Raw genomic sequence first — 11562 nt, 5'->3', positions numbered from 1 at the left:
GCCGGAGCGCGGCCGGACTCCGTCCGATGACCATGGGTCCATGGAGGCCAAGGAGTCCACGGGGAGCGCCGCACCGGCCGAGCGGCACGCGGGCTGGAACGAGCTGTTCTTCGACCTCGTCGTCGTCGCCGGGGCGGGCCAGCTGGCCCGGCTGCTGCACGACGGCCCCCAGTCGGCGGACCTCGCGCTGTACGCGGTGGTCTACCTGGCCTTCTGGACCACCTGGGCCGGGTTCGCCGTCTACGGGGACATCGCGGCCTCCGAGACCCGGGTCCGTACGCTGCTGATCGCGATGTTCGGCATGGCCGTGATGGCCGCCTCCGTGCACACGGTCCAGTCGAGCCACGCGACCGCCTTCGTCATCGCCTATGTGGCGCTGCGGTGGCAGGCGGGACAGGTCTGGCGGCGGGGCAGCATCGTGGTGGACTGGCCGCTGGCCCAGTTCGGCGCGGGCGCGGTGCCCTGGCTCGTCTCGCTCTTCGTGGACACCCCGCTGCGCTACTGGCTCTGGGCGCTCGGCATCGCGCTGGACATCGTCACCCTGCTGGTCTCCACCCGGGAGCGCACCCTGCGGCGGGCGGGCGAGCGGGCCGCGCGCCGCCGCGACGGCCGCCCGCCGCCGGGCCCCGCGCACTGTCCGGTCGCCGAACCGCCCCGGCTCGGCGAGTCACGGATCGACGCCGCGCACATGGGCGAACGCCTCGGGCTGTACGTGATCATCGTGCTGGGCGAGGGCGTCATCCAGATCATCGACGCGGCGTCCGAGCGGGACGGGGGGACGGGCCGCTCGCCGCCACCGGCCTCGGGGCGTTCGGGCTGCGGGCCGCGATCTGCACGCTGAGCCTGCTCTATGGCACCAACGGCATCCCTCATCTGCGCAGGGGCGCGCTCGCGCCGAGGCTGGCGATGCTGCTGCACGCGGTGATGACCGGCTTCCTGGTCGCGCTGGCGACCGCGCTGGGCTCGGCAGTCGCGCATGTCGACGACGTCCTGCCGAAGGGCCGGCACGCGTTGCTGTGCGGGGCGATGGCCGGATACTTCGCGGCCGGTCTGGTGGCCGCGCTGCCGCTCGCGGACCGGTCCGACCGGGTCTGGCTCCTGGGCTGGGCGCTGCCGTGCGTGGCGGTGTCCGTGGCGCTGGCCCTGCTGGGGGCGGCGCTTCCGGCCTGGGCGACGGTCTGGATCCTGGTGGCGCTGGTCTGCTGGCAGATCGCCTACGACCCGGGGGTGCCGGGAACGGGTCCGTCGGGGCGGCGGTGGGGCAGGTTCCGGCGCGCGGTGCCGCGGGGCGCCTGAGGGGCGCGGGTTCCGGCGGCGCGGGGGCCGGCCGCCCTGGGCCGGGGCCGGCCCCTCCGGCGCGGGGCCCGGGGCCTCGGGCTCAGGAGCTCGGGCCCGGGAACTCGGGCCCGGGAACTCGGGCCCGGGAACTCAGGCCCGGGAACTCAGGCCCGGGAACTCAGGCCCAGGAACTCGGAGGCCAACCGCCCTACGGCCCCGGGGTCACGACCGGGCCGCCAGCCCCGCCTCGCGTACGGCCACCGCCTCCATCGCGTCCAGCACCGGCCGGATCAGCGGATGGCCCTCGGCCCCCTGCCGTACGGCGGCGAAGACCCGGCGGGTGGGGGCGCTGCCCTCGACCGGGCGGACGACGACCCCGGTCAGCTCCATCCCGCGCAGCGCCGAGCGGGGCACCAGCGCCACCCCGGCATCCGCCCCGGCCAGGGCGACCACGGCGTGGAAGTCGTCGGAGGAGTGGTCGAGGCGCGGGGCGAAACCGGCGTACTCGCAGGCCAGGACCACCACGTCGTGGCAGGGGTTGCCCGGGTACGGTCCGATCCACGGGTCCTGCGCCAGGTCGGCGACCGCCACCTGGGCCTGGCCGGCGAGGCGGTGGCCCACCGGGAGCACCGCGTCGAAGGGCTCCGAGTACAGCGGGACGCGGGTGAGCCGGCGGTCGTCCTCGGCGGGCGCGCCCCGGTATTCGACGGCCACCGCCACGTCCACCTGCCGGTCCAGCACCATCGGGACGCTGGCGTCGCCCTCCGCGTCCTGGACCTTGACCCGGATGCCGGGCGCGGTGCGGGCCAGCTCGGTGAGGGCGGGGGCGAGGACGAGGCCGATGCCGGTGGCGAACGCGGCGACCGTGACCGTCCCGGCGATGCCCGCGCTGTAGTCGGCCAGCTCCGCCTCGGCCCGCTCCAGCTGGGCGAGGACCAGGTTGGTGTGGGAGAGCAGGATCTCCCCGGCGGCGGTGAGCCGGGCGCCGCGCGCCCCGCGTTCGACGAGGCGGTGGCCGGTCTCCTGCTCCAGGGCGGCGAGCTGCTGGGAGACGGCGGAGGGCGTCAGGTACAACGCGGCGGCGGCCGCGGTCACCGTGCGGTGGTCGGCCACCGCACGGAGGATTCGCAGCCGCCGCGCATCGATCATCTGCCCATTGTCCCAGGTGGTGGCGGAACCACCGACCCGGTCGGCGGGTCAGGCGGCTTCCGCCTCCAGCGCGGTCCGGGCGTCGACGAACGCGTCCACGGCGCGGTTCACATCGGCGGTGGAGTGGGCGGCCGAGAGCTGGACGCGGATGCGGGCCGCGCCCTGCGGGACGACGGGGTACGAGAAGCCGATCACGTACACACCGCGCTCCAGGAGCAGTTCCGCCATCCGCCCGGCCTTGCCCGCGTCGCCGATCATGACGGGGGCGATGGCGTGGTCGCCGGGCAGGATGTCGAAGCCCTCGGCGGTCATCCGGGTGCGGAACAGCTCGGTGTTGGCGGCGAGCTGCTCGCGCAGGTCCCCGGCGGACTCCAGCAGGTCGATGACCTTGAGGGAGGCGGCGGCGATGACCGGGGCGAGGGTGTTGGAGAAGAGGTACGGGCGCGAGCGCTGGCGCAGCAGGGCGACGATCTCCGCGCGGGCCGCGACGTAACCGCCGGACGCCCCGCCGAGCGCCTTGCCGAGGGTGCCGGTGATGATGTCGACCCGGTCCATGACGCCGTGCAGCTCGGGCGTGCCGCGGCCGCCGGGGCCGACGAAGCCGACGGCGTGCGAGTCGTCGACCATGACCATGGCGTCGTAGCGGTCGGCCAGGTCGCAGATCTCCTGGAGCGGGGCGACGTACCCGTCCATGGAGAAGATGCCGTCGGTGACGATGAGGCGGCGGCGGGCCCCGGACGCCTCCTTGAGCTGCGTCTCCAGTTCGGCCATGTCGCGGTTGGCGTAGCGGTGGCGCTTGGCCTTGGAGAGCCGGATGCCGTCGATGATGGAGGCGTGGTTGAGGGCGTCGGAGATGACGGCGTCCTCGGGGCCGAGCAGGGTCTCGAAGACGCCGCCGTTGGCGTCGAAGCAGGAGGAGTAGAGGATCGTGTCCTCCTGGCCGAGGAAGGCCGAGAGCCGCTGCTCCAGCTCCTTGTGGACCTCCTGGGTGCCGCAGATGAAGCGGACCGAGGCCATGCCGTAGCCCCAGCGGTCCAGCGCCTCGTGGGCGGCGGCGATCACCTCGGGGTGGTCGGCGAGGCCGAGGTAGTTGTTGGCGCAGAAGTTGAGGACCTCGCCGGGACGGCCGCCGGAGGTGACCTCGACGGTCGCGGACTGCGGGGTGCCGATCACGCGCTCGGGCTTGTGCAGCCCGGCGGCGCGGATCTCGTCGAGGGTGGTGCGCAGATCGTCGCGTACGGAGTCGAACATGCGGATTCCTTAAGAGATCAGGTAACGGACCAGGTGGGAGGCGGTCAGGCGGTCCAGTCGAGGATGACCTTGCCGCCGAGGCCGCTCGCGGCGTCGTCGAAGGCCGCCTCGAAGTCGCGGAAGCCGTACCGGCCGGTGATCACGGGGCCGAGGTCGAGGCCGCCCTCCAGCAGGACGGACATGGCGTACCAGGTCTCGAACATCTCGCGGCCGTAGATCCCCTTGATGGTGATCATCGAGGTGACGATGCGGGCCCAGTCGACGGCGAACTCCTCGGCGGGCAGGCCGAGCATCGCGATCCGGCCGCCGTGCGTCATGTTCGCGACCATGTCGCGCATCGCCTCGGGGCGGCCGGACATCTCCAGGCCGATGTCGAAGCCCTCGCGCAGGCCGAGCTCGCGCTGCCCGTCCGCGATGGTGCTCTCCGCGACGTTCAGGGCGAGGCTGACGCCGACCTTGCGGGCCAGGGCGAGGCGGGCCTCGCTGACGTCGGTGATGACGACGTTGCGGGCGCCCGCGTGCTTGGCGACGGCGGCGGCCATGATGCCGATCGGACCCGCGCCGGTGATCAGGACGTCCTCACCGACCAGCGGGAAGGAGAGAGCGGTGTGCACGGCGTTGCCGAACGGGTCGAAGATCGCCGCGATGTCGAGGTCGACGGGGACCCGGTGCACCCACACGTTGGAGGCGGGCAGGACCACGTACTCCGCGAACGCCCCGTCCCGCCCGACCCCCAGGCCGACGGTGGAGCGGCAGAGGTGGCGGCGGCCGGCGAGACAGTTGCGGCACTTGCCGCAGACGAGGTGGCCCTCGCCGCTGACCAGGTCGCCGGTGGCGATGTCGGCGACGTCGGAGCCGATCGCGGCGACCTCGCCGACGAACTCGTGGCCGAGGATCAGCGGGGTGGTGACCGCCTGCTGGGCCCAGCCGTCGTAGGCGCGGATGTGCAGGTCGGTGCCGCAGATACCGGTGCGCAGGACCTTGATCAGGACGTCGGTGGGGCCGTACTCCGGCTCCGGCACGTCCATCAGCCACAGTCCGGGCTCGGCCTTCTGCTTGACGAGTGCCTTCACGGCTGTGGCTCCCTGACGTCGGTACGCGAGTGAATACCCCGGGCCGCGGGGCATGTCGGAGGAACCCTGCGGCCCGGGGTGGTCTTGGGTGTCACCCACCATGGTGGGGGTTCGGCGGGACGGGACGGAGCATCTCGGAAAGCTCCACGCGCCGTCCCCGGCCGTCACCCAGAAGGCTGCCGTATCGCGGGGTCCCCGGTCCATCGAGGATTTCTTAAGCGCCGCCGCAGAAGATCTTCACACCTGGCCGGGGCTTCACCGACCGCTGCCGTCGGACGCCTCCCCGGCCTCCTCGTACGGGCCCAGGAAGCGGGGGCTCCCCTTCTCGATCCGGTAGAGGAAGATCCCGTCCGGCATGCGCATCCGGCGGGTCGAGGCGGTGAAGGCGAGGGTCCGTACGATCCCCCGGTGCTCGGTCCGCACGATCCGCCCGCCGATACCGCTGCGCACCTCGCCCGAGGCGCTGGTGGCCCCGGCGGCGCGGGCGATGAGGCCGACCGCGTCGTACGCCTCGGCGGCCCAGGTCGCCGGGGGTGCGCCGAAACGCTCCCGGTGGGCGGCGGTGAAGGCCCGGGCGGCGGGCAGTGCGGCCGGGTCGGCGTACGCCTCGGCGAAGACCCAGCCGTCGGCTGCGGCGCCCGCACCGTCGAGGAAGGCGGGCCCGAGGGCGGGTCCGACGGCGACCCGGGCGCCGGTGAAACCCTCGCCCGTCAGCGCGGTGGCCAGGCGGGCGGCCCGGGACGCGTCGCCGCCCCCGAGCACCACGGCGTCGGCCCGGCCGGTCACGGCCTTGCGGGCGACCGCGCCGAAGCCCGTGTCGCCCCGGACGAGGGGGTGTTCGAGGAGCGTCGCACCCGTGGGGGCGGCCTCGCGGAACGCGCGCCCGACCTCGCCGGCGAGCCCGGGGTCGGCGGCGTCCTCGACGAGGAGGATGCGGCCGGCGGGGGTGGTGCGGGCCAGGTGGCCGATCAGGCCGGGGGTGAGCATGTCGTCCAGGGGGCGGGTGACGCAGTGGTGGAGCCCTGTCCCGGACTCGACGGTGCTGGAGCCCGCCGCGACGACGACGTTGGCCAGCCGTGCCGCGCCGTACCGCTGGACGAGTTCCTCGCGCAGTACGGCACCGGTCGGCCCGAGGACCGCGATGACCGCGGGGGCCGCCGCCAACCGCTCGGCCACCCGGAGCGCCGCCGCCGGGTCGCCCCGGTCGTCCTCGGTGCGCAGGGCGAGCCGGAACGCCTTGTCCTTGCGGGAGTTGTGGTCGGCGACGGCGAGCTGGGCGCCGCGCTGATGGGCCAGCCCGGTGGCCCGGCCGGGTCCGCCGAGGTCGGCGTGGAGCCCGATCGTGTACGTGGGTGACTCCCCGGATCCGGACGGGGGACCGCCCGCCCCGGTGTCGCGCCCGCGCAGGGCGTTCCAGACGGCGGCGGACCCGCCGACGAGGAGGACGGCCCCGGCGGCCCCGGTGGTCAGGACCCTGCGGCGGGCGGGCCCGCTGTTTTTGCCTGTGTCTTCGTGTCCGGCGGTTTCGTCCCCGGCCGGGGTGGGCGTGGTGGGCAGCGGTTCGGGGTCCGGCAGCGCGAGGGCGGCGGCGGACCGCTCGGCGATCAGCGCGGGAAGCCCGGCGGGGGCCTGCCAGGAGGTGAGGACGGAAGCGGTACGGGGGTACTCGCCCGGGTCGGGGGACGCACCCGGGTCCGAGGCGGCGCGGAGGGACTCGCGCGGGTCCCGAGACGCGCTCGGGGCCGACGGCTCCGGCCGGTCCGGGTCCGGCATCCCGTGCCTGGCAGGGTCTGGCATCACCCGCCCGGCCGAGCCCGGGGCCGCCCGCCTTTGCGGCTCCAGGGGCGCCCGCCCGGCCGGGTCCGGGGCCGCCCGCCCGGCCGGGTCCAGGGCAGCCTCGCCGCCCACCGCCAGCGCGTCGCGGACCCGGCTCGCGGTCGGCCGGGCGGCCGGGTCCTTCGCGAGGCAGGCGGCGATCAGGGGGGCCAGGCCCGGCGGGATGCCCGTCAGGTCCGGCTCCTCGTGGACCGTACGGAACAGCGCGCCCGCACCGCCGCCCTCGCCGAACGGCCCCCGCCCGGTCGCCGCGTACACGAGGACGCAGCCGAGCGAGAACACGTCGCACGGCGGCCCGAGCGGCCCGGCCGACGCCTGCTCGGGGGCCAGGTAGCCGGGCGTCCCGATCACCGCCCCGGTGGCGGTCAGCGCGGTGGCGCCCTCGTGGCGGGCGATCCCGAAGTCGATGAGGCGGGGGCCGTCGAGGGCGAGGAGCACATTGCCGGGTTTGACGTCGCGGTGGATCAGCCCGGCCTCGTGGACCGCGACGAGGGCCTCGGCGAGCCGGCTCCCGAGCGCCCGGACGGTGACCGTGGGCAGCGGGCCGCCGGCCGCCACCACCTGGGCCAGCGAGGGCCCGGGGACGAACGCGGTCGCCAGCCACGGTTCGCGGGCCTCGGTGTCCGCGCCGAGCACCGGGACGACCCAGGGGCCGGTGATCCGGACGGCGGTCTCGGCCTCGCGACGGAAGCGTGCCCGGAAGCCGGGGTCGGCGGCATGCTCGGCCCGGATCACCTTGACGGCAGCGAGCGCCCCGCCCGCCGAGCGCGCCAGGTAGACCACGCCCATGCCGCCCGCGCCGAGCCGGACGAGGGTGCGGTAGGGGCCGACGGTGCGGGGGTCCTCGGAGGTGAGGGGCCGCACGTCAGCTCTCGGGCTTCGGGGCGGGGCCGACGTAGCGGACGCCGCCGTCCTTCACCCGGTACAAGTGGGCATCCTGGCCGACGAGTTGCTGGCGCTCCTTGTCGAACGCATAGGAGCGCGAGACCCCGTCGTACCGGGCGGCGGCGATCGCGGCGGTGAGCGCTGAGCGGGTGGGCAGACCGTTGCCGGAGGGCGTGGCACTCGCGGACGCCCCCGTCGCCGCGGGCGTCGCCCCCTCGGCCGCCGCCTCGGCGAGGCGGGCCAGTTCGCGGGCGACGAGATTGGCCACGTCGTACGCCTCGGCGGACCAGGCGGCGGGCGCGGCGCCGAAGCGTTTGCGGTGGGCGGCGGCGAACGTCGCGGCGGCCGGGGCGGTGGCGTCGATGAACGGGGCGACGAACTCCCAGCCGTCGGCCGCCGCGCCCGCCTGTTCGAGGAACTCCGGCCCCATGGCGGTGTGCTGGGCCATGCATGGTCCGGTGAAGGGGAGGTCGGCCAAAATGCGGGCGACCTTGGCGGCGCCGGCCGCCTCACCGGCGTAGAAGAGGGCGTCGCTGCGGTGCGACAGGAGGTCGGTGACGACCGGGTCGAAGACGCTGGTCCCGGCGGGGACCACCCGGGGGTGGGTGGTTCCGGTGGTGAGCTGGGGCGTCAGCAGGTTGACGGCGTAGCCCGCCTGGTAGGCGGACTGTCCGCCGGACCGGTCGATCAGGATGCCCAGCCGCTCGACGTCGGGGCGCAGCAGCAGGCGGTGGACGACGGGGAAGGAAAGCTCGGCGTAGGAGGGGGAGGCCTGGAAGAAGGAGCCGTTGGCCCGCTCCGGGAAGGCCATCAGAAGGGCCGACACCGTCAGGACCGGCAGCACGGCCTCGTCGTACGCGGACAGGGCCGCCCCCGCCGCCCCGTCGCTCGTGGGGCCGATGACGGCGACGACCTCCGGGTCGCGGGCGAACTCCTCGGCCACGCGGGCCGAGCGGGCGGGGTCGCCCTGGTCGTCGAGGACCTTCACGGCGAGCCGGAAGGGCTGGTCGTCGAGGGAGTTGAAGCGGTCGACGGCGAGCCGGACGCCGCGTTCCTGGGCACGTCCGGCGGCGCTCATCGGCCCGGTGAGATCGGCGTGCACGCCGATGATGAGGCGCCGTCCGCCGGGTGCCCCGTCGCCTCCGCCCCCACCGATTCCGTCACCGGTGAGCCGTACGGCGGCGAGGGCTCCGCCGCCGAGGGCGAGGGCGCCACCGGCGGCGAGGAACAGGAACCGCCGTCGGCCGGGGGCGGGTTGCGGGGGCCCGGGCTCCTCGGGGACGGCGACGGTGGCGTCGATGTCGGGCAGGGCCAGCAGGGCGGCGGACCGGTCCGCGATGATCCGGACGACGTCCTCGGGCAGCCAGTCGACGGTGGCCCCGGCGGGGACGTCCTCGGCGATCAGGGTGTCGAGGTCGGCGGCGGCCGGACGCTCGCCGGGATCCTTGGCGAGGCAGCGTTCCAGGAGCGCGCGCAGCGCAGGGTCCTCGATGCCGTCCAGGTCGGGTGCGTCGTGCACGGTGCGGTAGAGGACGGCGTCGACCGCGCCGCTGCCGAAGGGGGGCCGGCCGGTGGCCGCGTACGCCAGGAGACAGCCGAGCGAGAACACGTCCCCGGCGGATCCGGCGGGCCCCGCCGCCCCGCCCCCCGACACCTGCTCGGGCGGCAGAAACCCCGGAGTGCCGACGACGATCCCGGTGGCGGTCAGGGCGGTCGCGTCGGCGGCGCGGGCGATCCCGAAGTCGATCAGCCGGGGGCCGCTCGCGGACAGCAGGACGTTGGCCGGCTTGACGTCGCGGTGGACCAGCCCGGCGGCGTGCACGGAGGCCAGGGCGCGGGCGAGCAGCCGGCCGAGGACGGTGACGCTGCGCACAGGCAGCGGACCGCGCCGGGCGACGACGTCGGACAGCGTCGGCCCGGGAACGAAATCGGTGGCGAGCCAGGGCCGTTCGGCCTCGGTATCGGCACCGGTGACGGACACGGCCCAAGGGCTGTCGACCCGGCGGGCCGCCTCGGCCTCGCGGCGGAAGCGGGTCCGGAACTCCTCGTCCCCGGCGTGCTCGGGGAGGATCACCTTGATCGCGGCGAGCGCTCCGGCGTCGGTGCGTCCGAGGTAGACGACGCCCATGCCGCCCGCCCCGAGGCGGCCGAGGAGCCGGTGGCCGCCGATCCGGGCGGGGTCGGTGGGTCGCAGGTCGTCCATCGTCCGGCCTCAGCTCTGCTTCTCGACGGTGGATTCCAGCCGGGCCAGCATGGTGCCCTGCGCCTGGACGACGAGTTCGTCGATCTCCCGCTCGGTGCGCCCCTTCGCCCCCTTGCCGGTCACGGCCACGGTGAACTGCAGGGTCTGCGCCTGCTGCCAGAAGTAGCGGTGCGGTCCGCCGAGCTCGGAGCTGCGGTACTCCCCCAGCTCGGTGAGGGAGTCCTCGGAGCTGTTCTGCGTGGCCTCGCCGCTGAGGAGCGCGCCGGCGACCATGGAGCCGATCTGTTCGCCCTCGCGCAGCTGCTGGGTGGGGCAGCGCATGCTCTCCTCGATCGACTCGGCCATCTCCCAGGTGGCGTCCTGGCGGGTGCGGTGCACGGTGACGACGGCAGCGAGGCGCACCGGCCCCTTGCCGGCCTCCGCGGGCACCTCGAACGACCGGGTGAGGGTGGCGAGGACGCTGGGCGCGGGCTTCCGCTGCTGCCAGACACAGTTGTCGCCGAGCACGGGCCAGGTCGCGGGGTCGCTCTCGTACGGGCTCCGCTTCACCACCCCGGGGCCGAAGCTGTCGGGCCCGGCGATGACGCGGTCGATGAAGTCGCGTGCCTCGGCCCGGGTCCTGGGGAGCCGGGCGGGGTCGGGTTCGAACGTCTTCTCGGGCGACGGCCCGGCACCGGTGCTGCCGCCGCGGTCCGTGCTCGTGCTGGTGCTCGCCGAAGCGCCGCGTTTCCCGGCCTCGTCCGGTCCGTCCGCCGTCCCCGAGCAACCGGCGAGCAGCACGGTCACCAGGGTCAGGGCGAGAGGCAGCGCGAACCGGCCCCCTCTTAACGGCACGTGACAGGTCACAGCGCTCCCCCGCTCTTCTCATCGACGCCGCATCGATCATAGGTTCGGCGGGCCGCGGTGGTGGAGGCGTCCGGGGACTGTTTCCTCATCGGGACACGAGGACAACCGGGCCGCCACGGCCGGAGTCAGCCGGTCTCCGCCAGAAAGGCGCGCAGGTGCTCGACGAGGGCGTCCGGCCGGTCCTGGGGAATGAGCGTGTAGCTGTCGGCCACCTCCACCAGCCGCCCCCGCGGAAGGATGCCGGCGAGCCGTCGCCCGTGATCGAGCGGCATGACCCGGTCCTCGGTCGCCCAGACCACCAGCGCGGGCCGGTCGAAGGTGCGCAGTTGTTCGGCCCAGCGCAGGAGTTCGGCCTTCTCCGGTACGCCGAGAACGTAGGCGCGCAGGTCGCGCCGGATCGCGGCGGAGGTCAGCAGCGGCCGGAACCAGTCGTCCATCGTCGCGTGCGGGACGGGCCGTTTGCTCATCCACCCCCAGGTCATGGGCAGCCGCCGGGCCGGCTTCAGCCGGAGCAGGGAGAAGGCGGCCCTGATCCCTCCGGGCAGCCTGGCGAAGGCGGCGAGGTTCCGCCCGGGCAGCCCGGGCGGATAGTTGTCGAACGCCTCGCAGGAGGTGATGACGAGCCGGCCGATCCGGTCGGCCCGCCCGTCCGCGACCAGGGCCTGGGCGCCGCCCCAGTCGTTCATCACGAGTGTCACGTCCTCCAGTCGGAGGGCTTCCAGGAATTCGGCGACCAGCCGCGCGACCCCGAGGACGGACAGGTCTGCCCCGGCCTCCATGGGTCTGCGGTGCCCGCCGAGCGGCAGGGTCGGCACGATGCACCGCACCCCGTCGCCGAGCCCGGCGACGACCTCGTCCCACAGCGAACCGTTCATGGCCACGCCGTGCAGGAGGACCACGACGGGCCCGTCGCCACCGGTGTCCCGGTACTCGATCACGCCCGCCGAAAGCCTCACGTCGTCCATGCGGTCAACGTAGCCCAACACCTCCAAGCCGGTCGGGGGTTCTGCCGGCGGGAGTCGAGCCCCCGGGCGCGCTGCC

9 protein-coding genes are annotated in these 11562 nt (G+C 74.8%); 2 read left to right on the top strand and 7 right to left on the bottom strand.

What is annotated here, in order from left to right:
* Positions 1–40: 40 nt before the first annotated feature.
* Together IE140_RS36035 and IE140_RS36030 are read left to right on the top strand one after the other, a co-directional pair.
* Complete coding sequence (locus IE140_RS36035; protein WP_229826807.1) at positions 41–841, top strand: low temperature requirement protein A; 801 nt, start codon at positions 41–43, stop codon at positions 839–841.
* A gap of 65 nt (positions 842–906) precedes the next feature.
* Complete coding sequence (locus tag IE140_RS36030) at positions 907–1296, top strand: hypothetical protein (protein ID WP_229826806.1); 390 nt, start codon at positions 907–909, stop codon at positions 1294–1296.
* Positions 1297–1500: 204 nt separating this feature from the next.
* Here IE140_RS36030 and IE140_RS15700 read toward each other — a convergent pair whose 3' ends face one another.
* From IE140_RS15700 to IE140_RS15670, 7 genes are all read right to left on the bottom strand, one after another.
* Positions 1501–2427: a LysR family transcriptional regulator gene (locus IE140_RS15700; protein WP_010072547.1), complete on the bottom strand. Its 927-nt coding sequence runs from the start codon at positions 2425–2427 to the stop codon at positions 1501–1503.
* Between the two features lie 48 nt (positions 2428–2475).
* On the bottom strand, positions 2476–3678 hold the full coding sequence (locus IE140_RS15695) for a glycine C-acetyltransferase (RefSeq protein ID WP_093436024.1): 1203 nt from the start codon (positions 3676–3678) through the stop codon (positions 2476–2478).
* A gap of 44 nt (positions 3679–3722) precedes the next feature.
* Entirely contained in the window at positions 3723–4751 is a 1029-nt protein-coding gene (tdh, locus tag IE140_RS15690) for an L-threonine 3-dehydrogenase (protein WP_093436027.1), read from the bottom strand.
* Between the two features lie 255 nt (positions 4752–5006).
* Complete coding sequence (locus IE140_RS15685) at positions 5007–7451, bottom strand: bifunctional serine/threonine-protein kinase/ABC transporter substrate-binding protein (protein ID WP_150193143.1); 2445 nt, start codon at positions 7449–7451, stop codon at positions 5007–5009.
* Position 7452: 1 nt separating this feature from the next.
* Entirely contained in the window at positions 7453–9675 is a 2223-nt protein-coding gene (locus IE140_RS15680; RefSeq protein ID WP_150193142.1) for a bifunctional serine/threonine-protein kinase/ABC transporter substrate-binding protein, read from the bottom strand.
* Positions 9676–9684: 9 nt separating this feature from the next.
* Positions 9685–10509: a hypothetical protein gene (locus tag IE140_RS15675; protein ID WP_373296167.1), complete on the bottom strand. Its 825-nt coding sequence runs from the start codon at positions 10507–10509 to the stop codon at positions 9685–9687.
* 137 nt (positions 10510–10646) lie between these two features.
* Positions 10647–11486: an alpha/beta fold hydrolase gene (locus tag IE140_RS15670; RefSeq protein ID WP_032775196.1), complete on the bottom strand. Its 840-nt coding sequence runs from the start codon at positions 11484–11486 to the stop codon at positions 10647–10649.
* Between the last annotated feature and the right edge of the window lie 76 nt (positions 11487–11562).

Origin of the sequence: Streptomyces parvus, from assembly GCF_014648875.1 — a bacterium.
Lineage (GTDB): Bacteria > Actinomycetota > Actinomycetes > Streptomycetales > Streptomycetaceae > Streptomyces > Streptomyces parvus.
This window is presented reverse-complemented; position numbering and strand designations above follow the sequence as displayed.